This is a genomic window from Kitasatospora sp. NBC_01302 (assembly GCF_035976515.1).
GTDB lineage: Bacteria > Actinomycetota > Actinomycetes > Streptomycetales > Streptomycetaceae > Kitasatospora.
The window spans coordinates 7,901,919-7,920,810 of the sequence record NZ_CP108404.1; the positions used below are offsets into that span (position 1 = coordinate 7,901,919).

The 18,892-nt window shown below is 74.6% G+C and carries 15 protein-coding genes; 3 read left to right on the forward strand and 12 right to left on the reverse strand.

Features of this window, described 5'->3' with window-relative positions; translation table 11 throughout:
- Positions 1-9: 9 nt before the first annotated feature.
- Positions 10-2,274: a tetratricopeptide repeat protein gene (locus OG294_RS34510; RefSeq protein WP_327070490.1), complete on the forward strand. Its 2,265-nt coding sequence runs from the start codon at positions 10-12 to the stop codon at positions 2,272-2,274.
- Positions 2,275-2,463: 189 nt separating this feature from the next.
- Here the strand turns inward: OG294_RS34510 and OG294_RS34515 are convergent, their stop codons facing one another.
- Both OG294_RS34515 and OG294_RS34520 read right to left on the reverse strand, forming a co-directional pair.
- Positions 2,464-3,072, reverse strand: a complete 609-nt coding sequence (locus tag OG294_RS34515) for a helix-turn-helix domain-containing protein (RefSeq protein WP_327070491.1) — start codon at positions 3,070-3,072, stop codon at positions 2,464-2,466.
- A gap of 232 nt (positions 3,073-3,304) precedes the next feature.
- Positions 3,305-4,141, reverse strand: coding sequence for an isocitrate lyase/PEP mutase family protein (locus OG294_RS34520; RefSeq protein WP_327070492.1), 837 nt, complete (start codon positions 4,139-4,141; stop codon positions 3,305-3,307).
- A gap of 307 nt (positions 4,142-4,448) precedes the next feature.
- Here OG294_RS34520 and OG294_RS34525 point away from each other — a divergent pair, with 307 nt between their 5' ends.
- Positions 4,449-5,021: a hypothetical protein gene (locus OG294_RS34525; protein WP_327070493.1), complete on the forward strand. Its 573-nt coding sequence runs from the start codon at positions 4,449-4,451 to the stop codon at positions 5,019-5,021.
- Between the two features lie 81 nt (positions 5,022-5,102).
- Here the strand turns inward: OG294_RS34525 and OG294_RS34530 are convergent, their stop codons facing one another.
- From OG294_RS34530 to OG294_RS34565, 8 genes are all read right to left on the reverse strand, one after another.
- The gene (locus tag OG294_RS34530; RefSeq protein ID WP_327070494.1) at positions 5,103-5,480 is read right to left on the reverse strand and encodes a nuclear transport factor 2 family protein; all 378 of its coding nucleotides are present in this window, start codon (positions 5,478-5,480) and stop codon (positions 5,103-5,105) included.
- 138 nt (positions 5,481-5,618) lie between these two features.
- The gene (locus tag OG294_RS34535; protein ID WP_327070495.1) at positions 5,619-6,305 is read right to left on the reverse strand and encodes a formyltransferase family protein; all 687 of its coding nucleotides are present in this window, start codon (positions 6,303-6,305) and stop codon (positions 5,619-5,621) included.
- The gene (locus OG294_RS34540; RefSeq protein WP_327070496.1) at positions 6,302-9,562 is read right to left on the reverse strand and encodes a non-ribosomal peptide synthetase; all 3,261 of its coding nucleotides are present in this window, start codon (positions 9,560-9,562) and stop codon (positions 6,302-6,304) included. Before OG294_RS34540 ends, OG294_RS34535 begins: the two co-directional genes overlap by 4 nt.
- A 109-nt stretch (positions 9,563-9,671) precedes the next feature.
- Positions 9,672-10,715, reverse strand: coding sequence for an NAD-dependent epimerase/dehydratase family protein (locus OG294_RS34545; protein ID WP_327070497.1), 1,044 nt, complete (start codon positions 10,713-10,715; stop codon positions 9,672-9,674).
- Entirely contained in the window at positions 10,712-12,775 is a 2,064-nt protein-coding gene (locus OG294_RS34550) for a fatty acid CoA ligase family protein (RefSeq protein WP_327070498.1), read from the reverse strand. Before OG294_RS34550 ends, OG294_RS34545 begins: the two co-directional genes overlap by 4 nt.
- Positions 12,772-13,695, reverse strand: coding sequence for a hypothetical protein (locus OG294_RS34555; RefSeq protein WP_327070499.1), 924 nt, complete (start codon positions 13,693-13,695; stop codon positions 12,772-12,774). Before OG294_RS34555 ends, OG294_RS34550 begins: the two co-directional genes overlap by 4 nt.
- Before the next feature lie 5 nt (positions 13,696-13,700).
- A complete protein-coding gene (locus tag OG294_RS34560; protein ID WP_327070500.1) occupies positions 13,701-14,762 on the reverse strand; it encodes a 3-oxoacyl-ACP synthase III family protein in 1,062 nt (353 codons plus the stop codon).
- A gap of 248 nt (positions 14,763-15,010) precedes the next feature.
- Positions 15,011-15,745 carry an alpha/beta fold hydrolase gene (locus tag OG294_RS34565; RefSeq protein ID WP_327070501.1) on the reverse strand — a complete coding sequence of 245 codons (735 nt, stop codon included), beginning with the start codon at positions 15,743-15,745 and terminating at the stop codon, positions 15,011-15,013.
- A gap of 210 nt (positions 15,746-15,955) precedes the next feature.
- Here OG294_RS34565 and OG294_RS34570 point away from each other — a divergent pair, with 210 nt between their 5' ends.
- Complete coding sequence (locus OG294_RS34570; protein ID WP_327070502.1) at positions 15,956-16,915, forward strand: aminodeoxychorismate lyase; 960 nt, start codon at positions 15,956-15,958, stop codon at positions 16,913-16,915.
- 19 nt (positions 16,916-16,934) lie between these two features.
- Here the strand turns inward: OG294_RS34570 and OG294_RS34575 are convergent, their stop codons facing one another.
- A complete protein-coding gene (locus tag OG294_RS34575; RefSeq protein WP_327070503.1) occupies positions 16,935-17,279 on the reverse strand; it encodes a hypothetical protein in 345 nt (114 codons plus the stop codon).
- Positions 17,280-17,476: 197 nt separating this feature from the next.
- Positions 17,477-18,886, reverse strand: coding sequence for a PLP-dependent cysteine synthase family protein (locus OG294_RS34580; RefSeq protein WP_327070504.1), 1,410 nt, complete (start codon positions 18,884-18,886; stop codon positions 17,477-17,479).
- Positions 18,887-18,892: the final 6 nt, after the last annotated feature.

The window sequence follows — 18,892 nt, forward strand, 5'->3', positions numbered from 1 at the left end:
GAGGAGAACATGTCCGCCACTCGGCCCGCCGCACCGGACGCCGATCGACACCTGGCCCTGGTCGGAGCACGGCGACGCGACCGTGAGGCGTGCCGCGCCGCCCTCGCGCTGCCGCCGCTGCTGCTGCCCGTGATCGCGGCGCACCGCAGGCTGCGCGGCCCCTACACGGTGGCCGGCACCCTGCTGCGGGCCGTCGTCCCCGACGCGCTGGAGCGCCACCCGGAGCTGGTCGCCGCGCACGAGGTCGAACTCCTCACCGTCGCACCGGAACTGCGCGACCTGGTCCCCGCCACGCGCGAGACGCTGACCTCGCTGGCCGTGCCCGAGGAGCGCACCCGGTTCTACTCGCGCTGGCGGACCCTGCGGATCGCGCACGGGCTCATGGAGTTCCTGCGCGACCTGCTGGCCGTCGACGGGTTCGGTCCCCGCACGCTCGTCGTCGACGACCTGGACCGTGCCGACCCCACCGACCAGGAGTTCATGGCCGTCCTGCTGCGGCGGATGGATCCCGCGGTGCTGACCGTGGTGGTGCAGAGCACGGCCCGGCTGCTCGAACCGGTGCCCCGCGACCCGTGGGTGGAGCCGGGCACGCCCGCGGGCGAGGACCTGCCCGCGCTGCTGCGCGGCTGCCGGCGCGTCGAGGCGGTGCCGACGGAGCCGGCGTCGAGCGAGGCGGTGCCGACGGAGCCGGCGTCGAGCGAGGCGGTGCCGACGGAGCCGGCGTCGAGCGAGGCGGCGTCGAGCGAGGCGGTGCCGGACGAGGCAGCGGCGGACGCTGCGGCGCTGCGAGCCCGTGCCGCACGCTACGTGACCGGGGACGCGACCGACGACGACCCCGGCGCACTCGACGCCTACCAGCGCCTCCCGCTGGACGAGCGCCGACGCCTGCACGACCAGCGCGCCGACGAGCTGGTCGCCGCCGCCGAGCCGTCGCTGGCGCTCGGCGCGATCCCGTACCACCGGGAGCACGGGAGCGACCCGGTCGGAACCGGCGCACCGGCGCTGGCGCACGCCATGGACACCTGCATGCTCCTCGGCTTCTACGACGCCACCATCGACTTCTGCGAGCGCGGTCGCGCGCTCGTCGACTGGGAGCAACGCCCGGACTTGTGGTGGCAGTTCACCAGCAAGATGCCCACCTCGCTGTCCGCGCTGGGGCGCGCCGAGGAGGCCGAGGCGATCTGCGACGAGGCCCGTGCGCAGACCACCAAGCCGGTGATCCACATCCAGTGCGCCTACGCGACCTCGATGCTCTACACCCGGCACCGCGAGCCCACCCGACGCGACCACCAGCGTGCCCTGGCCTGGATCAACGAGGCCATCGCGATGGCCTCGCTGCTGCCCGACCCCAGGCTGCGCGCCTTCAACACGGTCTTCCACCACAACGGGCTCGCGCTGATCGAGGGCCACCGCGGCCGGCCGCACGCCGCGCTGGAGCTCGTCACGGCGGGCCTGGCCGAGCTGGACCGCGAACTCGGCCCCGACGAGCACAACTTGCACCGCTCCGTGCTGCGGCACAACCGGGCGCAGGTGCTGACCGGGCTGGGCCGGCTGGACGAGGCGCTGGAGGAGTACCGGGCGGTGCTCGCCGTCGATCCGTCCTACCCGGAGTACCACTTCGACCTGGGCAACCTGCTGCGCCGGATGGGCCGGGAGCAGGAGGCGCTGGAGGCCTACGAACGGGCACTGCGGCTGGGGCCGCCGTTCCCGGAGGTCTTCTACAACCGCGGTGACGTCAGGAACGCCGCGGGGGATGTCGAGGGCGCCCTCGCCGACTTCGGCTACGTCCTCGAACTGGACCCCGGCTTCGTGGACGCCTACGTCAACCGGGCCGGTATCCGGTTGGACCTGGAGGACGTGGACGGTGCCGAGCGCGACGCGCTGGCGGGCCTGAAGCGCGAGCCGGGCAACGCGTACCTGCGGGCCGTGCTCGGTCACGTGCACGCCGCCCGCGAGGAGCACTCGGCGGCCCGGGAGGCGTTCGACCGGGCGCTCGCGGCCGACCCCGACCTGGTCGCGGCGCTCTGCGGCCGGGCCGCCGTGGCACACCAGCTGGGTGACGCCGACACCGCGCTCGCCGATCTGCGGCACGCGGTGGAGCTGGCGCCGGACGATCCCGGCGTGCGTTACAACCACGCGTTCGCGCTGCGCAGCGCCGGCCACTGGGACGCCGCGCTCGCCGAGCTGGACATCGCCGCCGAACTGCTGCCCGACGATCCGGACGTGCTCGCGGCCCGCGAGGAGTGCCGGGCCGAGGCCGCGGCCGGACGATGACCCGTCGGCGGCGCGGGAGCGATGCTCCGGTGCCGCCGACGCCACCGTGCGGCCGGGCTCTGCCGGGCCCGGCCGCACGGGCCAACGGTCCCCGGGGATGTGCGGGGATGTGCGGGGACGTACAGGAACGTGCGGGGACGTGCGAGGACGTACGGGACCTGCAGCGACCCGCGGGGACGTCCGGCGAGGTCAGCGGGGGCGGCGCGGCCAGGACCGGCCCGCGCGCAGGGTGCGCGCCAGACATCGCCCGGTTCTTCTCAGGTACGGGAGCAGGCCGTGGACGGCGGCGCCGAAGCGAGTGCCGCCGGTCGGCAACGGCCGCGCAGGCGCCACCACCGGCGCCACGGCCAGCGCCGGTGACGGCGACGGTGAGGCCGACGGCGACGGCGATGGCGTCGGCGAGGGCCCGGCCGAGCTGGCGGCGGCGAACCGCGCGGTGAGCCGCACGGCCCGCTCGCGCAGCGCCCGCCGGCGCAGGGCCATCAAGGAGTCCGGCGGCACGTCGAAGTGCTCCTCGTAGCAGCGGATCAGCGACTCGGAGGGAAACCGCCGGGCCTTCTCCACGTCGGCGAACACGCTGTGCGCGCTGTACCCCATCAGCTTCGCCAGGGCTCTGAGGGACAGTCCGCCCTCCGCCCGTAACCGGTACAGTGCCAGACCCAACTCACGCTCCGCGTCGGTCAGTTCCGTGATCGCCTGCACGCTGCACGAGCCGGCCCGGTCGACCGTCTCCGGCGCCGGCCGGTGGTTCGTCCGCACGGCCACCGCGCCGTCCGTCCAGGCGAGCGCACCATCCACTCGGGTGTTCCTCGGGTTCCACGCCATCGAGTCGATCACTCCTTGCGGCCCGGTCCCGCACGCTGTGTGCAGGGGTAGCTCATGATGGGCCAACAACCGGCAGCGGAACACCTCTTGGACGATGAGTTCGCCATGATTGCCCGCATCGCTGCCGGTCCTTCTCGCCGCTCGCGAACGCACGAGCCCGTGCCGGGCCGCCGGACGGCCGTTCGGGTGGCTGGAGCCGTCGGCGCTACCGGGGGGCGTGCATGAGGGAGTTGAGGTCGTGGTAGGCGATCGGCTCGGCGAGCGCGGTGTAGGTGCCCGCGCCGAACAGCTCCTCGGCGGCGCGGCGGGCGACCGCGTAGGCGGCCTCGGCGACCGAGGAGCCGAGGCTGACCCGGGCCGCGCCGAGCCGGCCGAGCTCGGCGACGGTGGGGGCTCCCGGGCCGGCCAGCACGTTGAGCGGGACCGCCAGGCCGCCGGCCAGGGCCGTGACGGTCCGCGGGTCGGTGACGCCGGGGACGAAGACGCCGTCGGCGCCCGCCGCGACATAGGCCGTGGCCCGGTCCAGGGTCTCGCGCAGCCGGGTGGCGGGGTCGCCGACGGCGCACAGGTAGGTGTCGACGCGCGCGTTGACGAAGAGCGGGATCCCGGCCGCGTCGGCGGCGGCCCGGGCGGCGGCGATCCGCTCGCACTGGTCGGCGACGGCGCGCAGCGGGCTGTCGCCGAAGTGGTGGGCGTCCTCCAGGTTGACGCCCACGGCCCCGGCGGCCAGTACGCCGGCGACGGTCTCGGCCACGCCGTCCGCGGTGTCCGCGTAGCCGTTCTCGATGTCGGCCGTCACCGGGACCCGGACCGCGGACGTGACCCGGGCGATCAGGTCGAGGGCCTGGTCGCGGCCGAGCCGGCCGCCGTCGGCGGCGCCCAGCCCCCAGCAGACCCCGGCGCTGGTGGTGGCGATCGCGCGGGCTCCGGCGGCTTCGACCAGCCGGGCGCTGGCCGCGTCCCAGACGTTGGCGAGGGCCAGCACCTGGTCACCGGCGTGCAGGGAGCGGAAGAGGACGGCCTTGTCGTGCAGGTTTGTCATGACGCCAGTTCAGCAGGTCGGGGCGGAGGCTGTCCGGCGGTTTTCCGACCCGACCGTGTGATGTGCGGGGGCGCTGCGCTGACCCGCCTACTCACCTACCCGCCCACCCGCCCACGGCGGCGGCCAGCCGGGCGGCGGCTTCGGTGAGGTCGGCGGGTTCGGCCGCGGCGGCGAAGCCGAGGCGCAGATGCGCGGCGGGTGGCTCGGCCGGGAAGTACTGGTGGCCGGGGTTGACGGTGATCCGGTGCGCCGGCGCCGCGTCCGCGACCTCCGCCTCCGTGAGGCCCGGCGGAAGGCGCAGCCACAGGTGCAGGCCGCCCTCGGGCAGGCGCAGGAGCGTCCAGTCGGGCAGCTCGCGGGCCAGGGCGTCGGCCAGGACGGTGCAGCGGTGCTGCAGCGCGGTGGCGACCTCGGCGCCGTCTTCGCGACCGCCTCCGTCGGCGGCCTGATCGGCGCGCTGATCTCGCGGAAGGTCATCGCGCGGTTCCCGCTCGGGCGGGTCTACCTGGTCGCCCAGGCCGCCCTGCTGCTCGGCCCCGCCCTGATCCCCGCCGCCACCGGGCCACGACCGGTGATGACCGGGATCTTCGTGCTGTCCTTCTTCACCACCTACCTGGGCCTCGGCGTGGCCGGGGTCGTCATCGTCAGCCTGCGCCAGGCCGTGACGCCGCAGTCGATGATGGGACGGATGACGGCGGCGTTCCGGACCCTGCTGTTCGGCGGCGGCGCGCTGGGCGGTCTGTCCTGCGGCCCACCGGATGCCCCCGGACAGGCCCTGAAACCCGACCGTCGAATCGGTGCGGGCCTCAGGGCGGCACGGCCGGGCGTCAGAAGGTCGGCGCGTACGGGCGCATCATCTCGTTGCCCTCGTGGTCGATGATGTGGCTGGGCCAGACCTGGCCCGGACCCTCGGTGGGGTCGAACGGGAAGTTCAGGAGAAGGACAGCGACAGGAGGACGACTCAGGAGGCGAACGGCTCGATCTCGCCCGCAAAGACGATGACCTGGTCGATGAGGCTCCGCCGCAGATGGACGACATCCGTTCCCGCCAGGCGGGGGCCTCCATCCGGCATGGTGAAGACCCACCGGTACCGGGCCCACTCGTCAGGCATGTCCACCTCTGAGCAGCGCACCATCCTGCCGGTCCCCGCCGGGTGGTGCCGGATGTCCAGCACGAACCGCTCGACCGCCGCGATGCCTTCGCTGCGGCCCAACGGCCCCCAGAAGACCACGTCCGAGGTCAGGGCCTGGGAGAGCAGGGCAGTCACATAGCTGTCGTCCGAGGCGTTGAACGCGGAGATGAACGTGTCGATCGCGGAGCGAGCGGTCTCTTCCTGCATGCCCCAGCGTAACAGCCGTTTCGCGTGCGCTCGTCCCGCGGGCCGCCTTCCGATCACGGTGGACCATCCCGGTCACAGCACCAGCAGTCCGCCGTCGGTGCCGATCTGCCGGAACGCCACGACGCAGGGGGCAGGGGGTCAGGGGCTCGGGGCGCTCAGGGCCGTGACGAGTTCGGGGACGAAGGGGGCGGCGACGCCGACGTCGGTGGCGCGGGGGTAGGCGGGATGGGCGGCGTGGGCGGGGAGTTCGCACAGGGACCTGCGGCCGTAGTAGGCGCCGGGGAGGGGGGTGCGGGGCAGCGGCGGCTCGGGCGGGTGGCCGGCGGCGATGGCGGGCAGGGTGCGCTGGAAGAGCTGGTGGCAGGCCTGGATGCCGCGGAGCAGGACCTGGTGGTAGCGGGCGTCGGGGGCGATCGGGAAGGGCTGCTCGGCCAGTACCTGGCCGGTGTCGATGCCCGCGTCGACCTGGTGGAGGGTGGCGCCGTACTCGGCGTGGCCCTGCAGCAGGGCGTAGGCGATGGCGGCCGAGGGCAGGCCGCGGTGCTGCGGGAGCAGGCCGTTGTGGATGTTGTAGATCCGCAGGCCGGAGTCGAGCACGGGCGCGCGGAAGATCATCCAGTTGTTGATCGACCAGACCACGCCGTCGGTGCAGCGGGCGGTCAGTTGCTCCGCTTCGGTGTTGACGTCGGTGGTCACCAGGTGGGGGACCCCGCCCGCGGGGGCGTCGGCCGGGTCGTTGGTGACCACCAGGTCGACCCGGTGGCCGGTGGCCAGCGCATGGGTGGTGGCCCGCTTGAGCAGCGCGCCGCTTCCGACGAGGATCACGCCGACGCTCCGGTGGCCTGGCGCGGGGCGGTCCGCCGGGCGCGGTGGATCGCATCACCGACCCGCTGGATGGTCAACTCGGCGAGGTGGTCGCGCAGGTCGGTGGTGAACAGGCTCGCCTGCGGGGCGGTGAGCAGCTCGTCGGCGATGGTGGAGAGCATCTCCAGGACCGCGAGCGAATCGCCGCCCAGCTCCTGGAAGTCGGAGTCGGGGCCGAGCCGGGCCCGGTCGGTGCCGAGCATCCGGGACCACAGTGCGGTCAACCGGTCCGTGACGTCCGACTGCTCCGGTTCGGCGGCCTCGGCGGGCCCGGCGGCTTCGGCGGTGGGCGGGGTTGAGTCGGAGGGCTCGTCGGCGGAGGCGTCGGCGGACGGATCGGCCTCCCCGGCGAACGGATCCGGCAGGGCGGCGAAGTCCGTCTTCCCGCTGACCGTGCTGGGGAGTTCGGCGACCACCAGCACGACCGCGGGCACCAGGTGGGCGGGCAGCAGCTCGGCGGTGAACTCGCGCAGGATGGCGGGGAGTTCGGCCTCGCTGTGGGCCTCGCTCTGGTCCGTGGCGGGCAGTACGTACGCGCACAGTGCCACCGAGCCACCGGAGCGGGTGCGGGCCACCACGCCGGCCCGGCGCACGGCCGGGTGGCGCTCCAGGACGGCCTGGACCTCGGCGGGTTCGATCCGGTGGCCGGCGATCTTCACCTGGTCGTCGTTGCGGCCGATGAACTCCAGTGCGCCGCCCGGCAGTCGGCGGGCCAGGTCGCCCGTGCGGTAGCGGCGCAGCTGGTCGGCGCCGACCGGGAACCGCTCGGCGTCCAGGTCCGGACGGCCGAGGTAGCCGCGCGCCAACTGGAGCCCGGAGACCAGGATCTCGCCCACCGCGCCGGTGCGCTCGGGGCCGATCGGCTGCTCCTCGCCGTCGACCAGCTCGACGAGCTCGACCTGCGCGAACGGGCCGGGGAGCCCGATCGGCACGACCGGTCCGCTCTCGCTGCCGTCGAGGACGTGGGCCAGGCAGATCACCGTCGCCTCGGTGGGGCCGTACCCGTTGATGATCCGGGTGTCGGGTCCGACCCGGCGCCGGGCCCGGTCGGCGGCGGCCCGGGTGAACTGCTCGCCGACGGCCATCAGGGTGCGCACACCGGTGAGTTCGAGGTCGTAGTGCTCGATCAGCTCCAGGTGGGAGGGGGTGATCGCGAACGTGTCGGGCCGGTGCCGGGTCACCAGCTCGTGCAGCGCGGGGCGGCTCGGCTCGTCGGGGACGAGCACGATCGTGCCGCCGTGCAGCAGCGGCAGGAAGATCGGGAAGGCGGAGACGTCGAAGGAGTACGAGCCGAGGAAGGCGAACCGGGTGTCCGCGTCGATCCCGCACAGCTCGGTGGCCCACTGGGCGAAGGCGGCCAGACTGCGGTGCTCGATCTGGACGCCCTTGGGGCGACCGGTGGAGCCCGAGGTGTAGATCACGTAGGCGAGCTGCGCCGGATCGATCGCGGGGGCGGTGGTGGGGGCAGCGGCCTCGGTCGCGGCCGTCAGGATGGACTCGACGGCCAGGACGTGGGTGTCGGTGGCGGCGGTGAGCCGGTGCTCAAGATGACGCTCCGTCAGGCAGGCGACTGCACCCGCCTCCTGGAGCACCTCGGCGATCCGGGCGTCCGGGTGTCGCGGGTCCAGCGGGAGGTAGCAGGCCCCGGCCTTGAGGATGCCCCAGAGTGCGGCCAGGCCGGCCGGGGAGCGCTCGACGAGCAGCCCGACCACGGCCGCCCGCGCGGTGCCGCGGCGCAGCAGCTCCGCGGCCACCGCGTCCGAGCGGCGGTCCAGCTCGGCGTAGCTGACCGGGCCGGCGGGGCCGTCGAGCGCGACGGCCTGCGGCGTCCGGGCCGCCTGCGCGCGGAACAGCTCGACCACGGTGGCGTCGGGTGCGGTGCGTTCGGGTGCGGCGGCGGGGGGAGTGGCGGTCCTGGCTGCGGGCGTGGCGGCTTCAGGTGCGGTGGCGTCGGGAGCGGTGCGGCGGGCGGCCGCGGCGGGCGCCGACCCGGTGATCGTCGCGGCCAGCCGGTCCATCAGCTCGTCGGCGCGCTCGCCGAGGTCGCGGTCGGGCCCCTGGCAGCTCACGGTGACTTCGGTGCGGTCCGCCAGCTCGACCGCCGCGCAGGAGACCGGCACCAGTGGCGCGTGCACCGGCAGCAGGTAGAGCGAGCGCGCGGTGAAGCCGCCGCCCGAGTAGTGCGACAGCTCGGCCCGGCCCAGGTGGGAGACGATCGCCGAGGCCATGTGCCGGTCCCGGCGCGACGCCACCGCCTGGCCCGCGCGCAGCAGTTCGGTGGCCACCGGCAACGGCAGCCGGGCCAGGCCGCTCTCGAAGCCGCCGGACAGCTCGCGGTGCTCGGCGAGGGCGCCGAGCAGCTCCGCGTGGGCGGTGCGCCAGTCACCGCCGCGGGGCAGGTCCAGGAAGACGGGCAGGCTCAGGTTGCCGGTGGCCGCGGCTCCGGTGGCGATGTGGCGGCGCAGGTCGACCGGCACCATCAGCCGGGCCCGGGGCGCGCCCGTGGCATCGGCGAACGCCTGGGCCAGCCGGGCGGTGAGCGAGCGGTGCCGGCCGGGCAGCGTGCGCCGCCGCCACACCGCGCCGGGGCGCCCGGCGGCGGCCCCCTGGAGGGGCCCCAGCGGTGAGGGCTGGTCGAGCAGCAGGGCGGGGCGCCGCCCGGTGGCGCCGACCTCCGCGAGCAGCCGCTGGTCGGTCAGCGGCGAGCGGGCGGGCCTGGGCTGCTCGCCGCGCAGCGCCCGGAACACCTCCTGCACCCACAGCTGCGCGCCGTGCCCGTCCATCACGGCATGGCTGACCCGGAAGAGCAGCGCACTGGGCCGATCCGCCGCGCCGGGCAGCAGCACGACCTCGCAGCCGACCCCTGCCTCCGCGTCCAGCGGCTCGGCCAGGACCGCGGTGCCGGTGCGCAGTTCGGCATCCGGCGCGCTGCCGGGCGCGGCCACCAGGACCTGCGGCGGGCGGCCGGAGTCGACCCAGTGGCGGCCCCGGCGCACCAGCCGCGAGCCGGGGCAGGCCACGGCGGCCTGCGCCACCGCCGCACGCAGTGCCTGCGGGGTCGGCTCGCTTCCGGGGTCTCCCTCGACGACCAACTGCTGCACCATGGCCCGACCCAGCCGCTGGGCGGCGAGGTAGAACCACTCGGGCGGCGACACCGGACGCCGGAAGACCGCCTCCCGCTGCGAACGGCCGCTCGGTGTCGTGTCGTTGGAAGCCATCAGAGCCTTTCCGGCCGTTCTCGCCGGCCACGGGATGTCGTGCGGTGCCACCGGGTGTTCCGGGTGTTGCGGGAGTTTCAGCCGCTCAGCCGCTCAGCCGCTCAGCCGCTCAGTGGCCCGGCCGGGCGAACTCCTCGGCGCCGCCGATCGATTGGACCCACTCCAGCAGCCGGGCCAGACCGGTCTCCTGGTCCGTCACGGGAACGTAGCCGAAGTCCCGTTCGGCCGCCGCCGTGCGGTAGGTGGTGGAGCGGGTGAGCAGCGCCACCGTGTAGCGGCTCAGCGGACGCTGCCGGCTCGCCGCCAACGGCGGGATCAGCCAGAGCAGTTCGATCGCCTCCACCAGGGCGTCGCGGACCAGCGGCGGGATCCGCCGGGTCGGCGGCCGGCCGCCGAACAGGCCGGCCAGTGTGGCCAGGAAGGCCCACAGGTCGGTCTGCTCCTGGTCGGCGATGAAGTACGCCCGTCCGCCGACCCGTTCGGCCGGGGCCTCGGCGGCCCGCAGCGCGGCCTCGACCGCGTTGTCGCAGTGGCACAGCGACACCAGCACCCGCTTGCCGCCGGACAGGTCGGGCAGGTTGCCGGTGAGCATCTTGCCCACCATCCGCGGCACGAAGCCGGAGTGGTCGCGCGGACCCCAGATGCCGCGCGGGCGCAGCGAGAGGGTGGTGAAGCCGGGCCGGTCGGCGGCCAGCACCCGCCGCTCGGCGATGGCCTTGGTCTCCGAGTAGAGGTTGTGCCAGCGGTCGGGGTAGGGGGTGGACTCGTCGATGTCCAGCCGGTCCCCGTCGGAGCGTCCCATCAGTGCGCTGGGGCTGCTGATGAAGACGAACCGCTGCGCGCCGGCCTCCCGGGCCGCCGTCAGCAGCCGGGTGGTGCCGCCGATGTTCTCCTCGGTGAACTGGGCCCGGGTGCCGTGCTCCTCCACCCGCGCGGCACTGTGGTGCACCACGTCCACGCCCTTGACCGCCTCGCGCAGCGAGTCGGCGTCGCCCAGGTCGCCGTAGGTGAGTTCCACGTCGGGCAGGGTGGCGAGGTAGGAGAGGTCGCTGGTCGGGCGGACCAGGGCACGCACCTCGTGCCCGGCCCGCAGCGCGCCGTCGACCAGGTGGCCACCGAGGAAGCCGGAGGCACCGGTCACCAGGACCTTCATCGGGCCGCCCCCCTCGTGCCGACGGGCGTCGCGGGCGTGCCGCCGGGTGTCGCGGGCGACCGGCCGCGTCGGCCCTGGCGCGGGGTGCCCGGTGCCGGCAGCTGCTTCCACCAGGTGGCGCCGTAGAGCATGGTGAGCGCCCCGGTGGCCCACGGCCCGTATCCGGCCGCCCGTCCCTTGGGCAGCGCCGGCGGGATCTGGGCGGCGTGCACCACCACGCTCAGGAAGGCGTCGGTCCACCACAGGGCCTTCAGGGCCGTCCGGTCGACCGGGTGGACCACCCCGGCCGCCAGGTAGGCCCAGCCGGCCAGCGGGACGGCCCGCAGGGCCCAGATCCGGGCGCGGTCGGGGTGCAACTGCCGTCCGGCCCAGCGGGCCAGCTGCTCGCGCCCGATCTTGGCGTTGTGCCGGATGTCCACCGGGAAGCCGGGGTGGCGCAGGAAGACGTCCAGCGCGGCCGTCTGCGGCACGCCCTCGGCCAGCGAGCGCAACTCCGGTACCAGCGCGATCCACTGGTCGTCGGTGACGCCGTCCTCGGTCTCCACACAGACCACCGGCCGCTGCGCGCCCGGCTCGCCGACGCCGACCAGCGCGGTGCGCCGCACCAGTGGATGGGCGTTGAACACGCCCTCGCAGCGCACGGTGTGCAGGTCGCCGGTGGCGGTGCGGACCCGCTGGGCCTTGCGCCCGCCGAACCACAGGCGGCCCTCGTCGTCCAGGTGGCCGAGGTCGCCGGTGCGGTGCCAGACCAGGCCGGTGGCCTCGTCGCGGATCTTGTGCGAGGCGTCCGCCTTCGGGGCCGCGTGGTAGCCGGCGCTGACGGAGGCGCCGGCCACCACGATCTCGCCGACCGTCCCGTCCGCGACCTCGAGCTCCGCGTGCCACTCCGGCAGCGGTTCGTCCGATACCCGGACGATCCGCACCTCGGTCCCGGGCACCGGGCGCCCCACGCAGGTCCCGGCGCCGAGCTGGGCCCGGGCGGCGGTCTCGCCCAGGATCTCGGCGGACTCGATCGAGGTGATCGGCAGCGCCTCGGTGGCGCCGTAGGTCACGTGGATCGCGCTCTTCTCGTCGAGCACCTGCCGCAGTTCGGCGACCACCTGCGGCGGCACCGGGGCGCCGCCGGAGACCACGCTGCGCAGGTCGGGCAGCTCCGTTGCGCCACCCGGCTGCTGACGCTTCATCAGATAGCCGCCGAGCAGCCGCAGCAGGGCGGGCGAGGCGAACATGGTGGAGGTGCGGTGCTCGGTCATCGCCGCCACCAGCAGGGCCGGGTCGGCCTTGCCGACCTTGGCCGGCCCCACCGGCGCCAGCACCAGGGTGGAGCCGAAGAGCAGGTCGAGGACGCCGTAGAGCGGCAGCGTGACGAACGAGACCTCCTCGCGGTGGCGCCCGTGCGCGCTCTGCACCGCGCGGGCCATCGCCGCCATCATCTCGTGGGTGTACTCCACGCCCTTGGCGGGCCCGGTGCTGCCGGTGGTGAACCCGATCATCATCAGGTCCTCGCCGTGCACCGCGGGAGCCGCGGCGGGAGTCGCGGAGCGGCTCGTGAGCCGTCGGCCGCCGGTGCGCAGTTCGGTCAGGGTGCGGCCGCCCCAGCCCCACCGGCGGCCCAGCGTGACGTTGGTGCGGACCTGGGCGAAGGCGCGCCGGCCCAGCACCCGCACCGCGTGGGCCAGCGGCGGCCCGATGAACGCCTCGGCGCCCACCGCCCGGTAGCAGTGCAGCATCCGCCGGATGCCCATGCCGGGGTCCACCACGACCGGCACCGCGCCGTTGCGCAGCAGTGCGAAGAGCAGCGCGAACAGGTCCGGGCCGGGCTGGGCCATCAGCACCGTCTTGGTGCCGTGCTCGATCCCGAGCGCGGTGAAGGCGGCCGACAAGCGCTCGACGTCGGACTGCAGTTGACGGTAGGTCAGATGGCGGTAGCGGACGCTGCCGTCGGACTCGCGGCCGTCCGGGTAGCTGATCGCGGTCTTCTCGGGGAACGCCCGGGCGTTGCGCGCCAGTTGCTCGGCGAGGCCGAGGTCGGCGCTGACCGACTCCTGGGTGGTGCTCAACTGGCGTCCTGCGGGCGGTAGCTGACGCAGGCGACGCTCGGTCCGGCGCCCGCGGCCAGGAACAGGAACTGGTCCACGCCGGCCGGCAGCCCCTGCTCGACGGCCTGCAGGTAGCCCAGGATCGGGGCGGCGGTGTGCGGCAGGCCGGTGGTGCCCTGCGGCAGCTCGGGGGTCAGCACCAGCGTGGCGGGCAGGCCCAGCCGTTCGGCGAGCAGGGCGCCGAAGTCCGCGGTGGGCCGGGAGGCGACCACCAGGGTGCGGTGCAGGTCGATCCCCTCGGCCCGCGCGTAGTCGGTCGCGGTCTCGGCGGCCAGGTCGAGCAGCTGGTCGGCGAAGCCCTCGTCGCGCCGGACGGCTATCCGGCCGCGCCCGGTGCTGCCCATGCCGGCGGTCGGCAGGTAGCCGGCGATGGCCGACGGCTGCTCGGAGCCGGCGAGCTGGACCCGTCCGAAGCCGCCCTCGGCCTGCGCCGAGCGCTCCAGCAGCAGCGCGGCGCCGAGGTCGGCGTACGGGTAGTCGGCGTCCAGCGCGGCGCGCCCGCCGGGGTGCACGTCGGCGGCGGTCACCAGGACCCGCTCGGTGCTGCCGGTGCTGAGCAGCGCCTGGGCGACCTGGATCGCGTTGAGCACGCCGCAGGCGCCGTTCATCAGGTCGAAGGAGAAGGCGGCGGCTCCCGGCACCCGGTGGGCCAGGTAGTCCAGGTTCATGCCCACCTCCTTCTGCACCAGGGCGGCGATGGCGGGTTCGAAGGTGTTGTTCTCGCGGTACACGCCGACGTTGATCAGCACGCCCACCGTGTCGGGGGACAACTGGGCCTCGGTCAGGCAGTCCTGGGCGGCGCGCCCGGCCAGGAGCACCGCGGAGGCGGCCTCGTCGGCCGGTGCGGTGGTGGTCGTGGCGGCCTTGATGACGGTGGTCATACGGGTCACACCCCCAGGTTGGTGATGGTTGCGGACAGGGCGCCGACGACGATTCCGGAGGCGGCCGGGACCATCAGGAACTTGGCCCCCTGGCGGGCGGTGCCCTCGGTCAGGTGCTTGTGCAGGACCAGGAAGTGCGAGGTGGTGGCGGTGTTGCCGAACACCTCGCAGCCGGTGAGGGATTCGGGGGTGTCGGTGCCGAACTCCTTGGCCCCGGTGGCGTTCATGAACTCCACGAAGCGGGTGCCGACCTGGTGCTGGATCACGTAGTCGAACGCCTCGTCGGCGAACGTACGGCTCTGCTTGGCGAGTTGGTCCCCGTGGAAGGACGGCCACAGGCGCAGCCGGTCCTCCTTGTGCATCTTCTTGTTGTCGGTGTAGAGGGCGATGCCCTCGCTCCGGTCGCTGGGCATGCCCAGGCACAGGTGGGAGAACTCGGAGGAGGTCGTCAGGTCCACGTAGTGGATCCGGTCGGCCTCGTCCACCGAGCGGTCGAGCACCACGGCGACCGCCGAGTCGCCGACCGACAGCGAGGCGAACTGCGCGTCGTAGGAGTCGGCCATCTCGCGGGCGGCGGTCTGGGCGACCCGGGTGCACTGCTCGCCGCTGACCACCAGGCCGGTGCGCACCATCCCGGCCCGGATCATCCGGTCCAGCAGGTAGACGCCGGACATCATGCCGGCGCAGGCGTTGGACAGGTCGAAGTGGATCGCCCGCCGGGCGCCCAGCTCCTTGGCCAGCAGCCCGGCGAAGGAGGGCTCGAAGTAGAAGTCGTCGCCGTCCTTGAAACGGGTGATCGAGACCGAGATCACCACGTCCAGATCGGCCCCGTCGTAGCGGGAGTTGGTCAGCGCGTTGCGCGCCGCCCTGAGCGCCAGTCCGTAGGAGTCCTCGCCCGCCTCCGGGCGGGGGTCGTACACCCGCCGCTCGCGCACACCCGTGATCCGCTCCAGCGGCACGTCGGGGACGTTCACCACGGTGGCGACCAGCTCGGGTGTGGACTGGATCGTCGGTGGCAGGTACGCGCCAAGCGCTTCGAACCGGCTGTGCCCCGCGTCGGACGTCATGGTCCCCTCCGTCTGTTGTCCGGGCTCGTCTGGTGATCGGGCCGGTCCGCATGCCGGTCCCGTTCGCTGGCCGGCCCCCGCGCATCCCGGCTCATGGCACGCCGAGGGCGGCCCCCCGACAGTCGATCACTCGGCGCGACCATCAAGCTACCCAGACGTGGACAAGGAAAGCGCTAATCCTTCACCGAAGTGACGCACCTCACGTGACTCGCGCGACTCACATGCCCCATCGTGCACATGAGGCGGCGTCAGTGATGGTCGACTGCCCCTGCTGCATCGTCTGATGCGTCGTCAGTCCGGAGCAGGTGGGCCGCGAGCTCGCGGGGCCGGCTGAGCGCGGCCAGGTGGCCGCCGGGGATCTCCTCGACGGTCAGGCCCAGCCGTTCGCGCGCCACCCGGCGTTGGAACGCCAGGGGCAGGAAGCGGTCCTCCCGGCCCTGGAGCACGCGGGTGGGCACCTCGGGCCAGCCGTCCAGCGGCCAGGGCTGGGCGAACAGCGCGGCCGGGGGCCCGCCGACCTCGTGCGCCAGGGCGTACTCGGTCAGCTCGTCCGGCACGTCGTGGAAGAAGTCGACCCGCAGGTCGAACTCCGCCTGCGGATCCCGGCCGGTGGTGGTGGCGTAGGCGGCCCTGGCCTGCGGCTGGCCGGTTCGCTCCCACCACTGCCCCGCCGTCTCGCCCGGCGCCGGGACCATGGCGTTCAGCAGGACCAACTCGGCGACGGGGAGCCGCTCGCAGACCAGCGGCGCGGAGAAGCCGGCGAGCGACTGGGCCACCACGACCAGCGGGTCACAGCTCTGCTCTCCTCGCGACCGGTGGATCGCCGCGGTGATCGCGTCGGCGAAGGTGTCGAGGTCGGCGGCGGGGTCGGCGGGCAGGTCGAGGGTGACCACCTGGTGCCCCCGCGCGCGCAGTTCGGGCACCAGCCGGTGCCAGTACCAGGCCCGGCCGTCGGCACCCGGCACGAGAACGTAGCTGGTCATCGTCGCCTCCGTGGCCCTGCGCGGCACCTGCCCGGTATCTGCGTGGTCGACTGCCACCGTACTCGGCGCCACCGACAGCGGGCCGGTGACACGTCGGGGCCGGCCGGTGCCCGGCGGGTCCGGTGCGGCGGGGCCGGCGGGGTGAACGGCGGCAGCGGTCACGGCTCGCCGCGATGGCGGCCGGCGCGGCCGGCGGGCAGGATGCCCGGTATGGAGAACAACGCCCGCGCCGCGGCCCCCGTGGCCCTCGACCAGTGCCCGCACCCGGACGACCAGCCCGGCGCCGCGGTGCCCGGCACCGACGTCCGTCCGTCCGCCGGCACCCTCGTGCGGCTGGACGGCACCATCGCGGACCGCACCCGACCCGCCCTGCGCGCCGACGACTTGGCCGCGCTGCGCGGCGACGGCGTGTTCGAGGCGCTGCTGGTCGCCGACGGCCGCCCCGTCCACCTCGACGCGCACCTCGACCGGCTGGCCCGGTCGGCCGCCGCGCTCGGCCTGCGCGCACCCGACCGGGCCGACTGGCGGCGCGCGTTGGCCGTCGGCACCGCCCACCACGGCACGGCCGGCGAGTCCTACGCCCGGCTGGTGCTGACCCGGGGCCCGGAGGGCACCGACCGGGAGACCGCGTACGTGCTCGTCGATCCCGTCCCGGACAGCACCCTGCGCGCGCGCCGCGACGGCGTCCGGGCACTGACCCTCACCCGCGGGACGGTGGTCGCCCCGCCCGGCCAGGCGCCCTGGCTGCTGAACGGCGCCAAGACGCTCTCCTACGCGGTCAACATGGCCGCCCAGCGCTGGGCCCGCGAGCACGAGGCGGACGACGCGATCTTCCTCGCCGAGGACGGCACCGTGCTGGAGGCGCCGACCGCCGCCGTCCTGCTGGTCAGCGGCGGCCGGCTGGTCAGCCCCGCGCCCGAACTCGGCATCCTGCCCAGCATCACGCTCCAGGCCTTCTTCGCGGCGGCCGCCGCGGCGGGCTGGGCGTGCGAGTACGCCCGGCTGTCCGCCGGGGAGTTGCGCGCGGCCGAGGGCATCTGGCTGCTCTCCAGCGTCCGCCTCGCGGCCCGGGTGCGCAGTCTCGACGGTGTGCCGTGCCCGCCGAGCCCGCACGAGGCGCGGATCGCGGACCTGGTGCGGGCGGTGGTGGCACCGGCCGCCGCCGGCTGACCGGGCGCTCGTCCCGCCGTCACTCGAAGGCGGTCTCCACCTGGTCGGCCGTCAGGGCCGCGCTGACCCGGCCGGCCAGCTGGGCCAGCGGCTCGCGACAGGACGGGGTCTGGCGCAGCAGCGCCGCGAGCTCCTGGGCCCAGAAGCCGAACAGCGCCCGCCGCACCGTGTCCGGGCTGGCGGCGGCCCGGACCAGCGCGGCGTTGCGGTCCAGCCGGTCCTCGAACGCACAGCGCTGCCCGCGCTCGGACCGGTGGAAGAGCCCGAGCGCGGCCTCTCTGGTGCCCTGCCACAGGTCGGTGGCCATCGCGGTGACCAGTGCCGCGGCGCCCGCCTCCGCCAGCAGGGTCAGTTCCTCCGTCATCAATGCTCCTAGGACTTGTCCGACAGTTCCCGCCGGACGAGCGTCCGGTGGCGCCCGTGTCGAGGACAAGCATCCGGCCGCGCACCGCCGGGCAACAGTCCCGGGCGCCCGCGACTCCACGGTGTCCGAAAATCACGGTGGACATCTCGTCGCATTACCAGACCCGTCGGATGTTCCGGGATCGCAACGAGCAGCTGTCACCCCAGCAGCGCCCGCAGTTCGGCCGGTCCGATCAGCCCGACCCCGTGTCCGTCGTGCACCACGACGGCCGGTCCCGCGCCCCGCTCGGCGAGCGCCGTGAGCGCCGCCGCCGCGCTCTCACCGGTGCCGAACAGCGGCAGCGCCGCCCCGAGATGGCCGCTGATCGGATCGCTCGACGCGGCGCTGCCCTCGGCCAGGGCCGCCGCGAGCTGCTCCAACGACACCGCGCCCGCCAGCTCGGCGGTGGTGGGCTGGCGGCCGGGGGCGACCGGCGCCGGGCCGGCCGGCAGCACCGGCTCGGCCCCCGCGTCCCGGCGGGCCCGCAGCACCTCCAGCGCCTGGCCGACCGTGCTGTGGTGGTGCAGGTACGGCAGCGGGTGCTCGCGCAGCGCCTGCGGCACCGCGTCGCCGACCCGCGGGGCGGTCGGGTCGCCGTCCAGGAAGCCCTGGCGCAGCATCCACTCGTCGTTGAAGTACTTGGACAGGTACTGCCGTCCGGAGTCCGGCAGGATCACCACCACCAGCTCCTGCGGCCCGAGACCGGCCGCCACCCGCAGCGCGGCCGTGACCGCCGTGCCGGCCGAGCCGCCGACCAGCAGCCCCTCCTCGCGGGCGAGCCGGCGGATCGTCAGCAGCGAGTCGCGGTCCGGGACCGGCAGGATCTCGTCCACCACCTCCTGGTGGTAGGAGTCCGGCCAGAGGTCCTCGGTCGTCTCGGGGTGGCGGAACCGCCCGGCGGCCTCGACGAAGTACGGCCGCCCGTCGCCGCCGGAGTAGACCGAGGAGGCCGGGTCGGCGCCGATCACCCGCACCGTGCCGCCGCTGGCCTCCTTGAGGAAGCGCCCGGTGCCGCTGATGGTGCCGCCGGTGCCCACGCAGGAGACCAGGTGGGTGATCCGTCCGTCGGTCTGCCGCCAGATCTCCGGCCCGGTGGTCCGGTAGTGGGCCTCCGGGTTGGCCGGATTGCCGTACTGTCCGGCGAACCAGCCGCCCGGCGTCTGCTCGGCGATCCTGGTGGCCACGTTCAGGATGTGCTCGGGATCCTGCAGCGGCAGCCCGCCGGGCCGGACCACCACCTCGGCGCCGTAGGCCCGCAGGGTGGCGATCTTCTCGCCGCTCGTCTTGTCCGGCAGGACCACGATCGCCCGGTAGCCCTTGGCCGCCGCCACCATGGCGAGCCCCGCACCCGTGTTGCCCGAACTGGCCTCCACCACCGTGCCGCCCGGGCGCAGCGCCCCGGACCGCTCGGCCTCCTCGATCATCCGCAGGCCGATCCGGTCCTTGACGCTGCCGCCCGCGCTCAGGTACTCCAGCTTGGCGTAGACCGCGGCGCTGGTGTCGGGCGTGCGCAGGCGCACCAGTGGTGTGTTGCCGATCAGTTCGAGCAGCGATTCGTGGGTGTCCATGGCGCG

Coding starts and splice junctions, on each gene's coding strand:
- OG294_RS34510 (WP_327070490.1), top strand. CDS start 10: ATGTCCGCCACTCGGCCCGCCGCACCGGACGCCGATCGACACCTGGCC.
- OG294_RS34520 (WP_327070492.1), bottom strand. CDS start 4,141: ATGACAAACCTGCACGACAAGGCCGTCCTCTTCCGCTCCCTGCACGCC.
- OG294_RS34530 (WP_327070494.1), bottom strand. CDS start 5,480: ATGCAGGAAGAGACCGCTCGCTCCGCGATCGACACGTTCATCTCCGCG.
- OG294_RS34540 (WP_327070496.1), bottom strand. CDS start 9,562: ATGGCTTCCAACGACACGACACCGAGCGGCCGTTCGCAGCGGGAGGCG.
- OG294_RS34545 (WP_327070497.1), bottom strand. CDS start 10,715: ATGAAGGTCCTGGTGACCGGTGCCTCCGGCTTCCTCGGTGGCCACCTG.
- OG294_RS34555 (WP_327070499.1), bottom strand. CDS start 13,695: ATGACCACCGTCATCAAGGCCGCCACGACCACCACCGCACCGGCCGAC.
- OG294_RS34560 (WP_327070500.1), bottom strand. CDS start 14,762: ATGACGTCCGACGCGGGGCACAGCCGGTTCGAAGCGCTTGGCGCGTAC.
- OG294_RS34565 (WP_327070501.1), bottom strand. CDS start 15,745: ATGACCAGCTACGTTCTCGTGCCGGGTGCCGACGGCCGGGCCTGGTAC.
- OG294_RS34570 (WP_327070502.1), top strand. CDS start 15,956: ATGGAGAACAACGCCCGCGCCGCGGCCCCCGTGGCCCTCGACCAGTGC.
- OG294_RS34575 (WP_327070503.1), bottom strand. CDS start 17,279: ATGACGGAGGAACTGACCCTGCTGGCGGAGGCGGGCGCCGCGGCACTG.
- OG294_RS34580 (WP_327070504.1), bottom strand. CDS start 18,886: ATGGACACCCACGAATCGCTGCTCGAACTGATCGGCAACACACCACTG.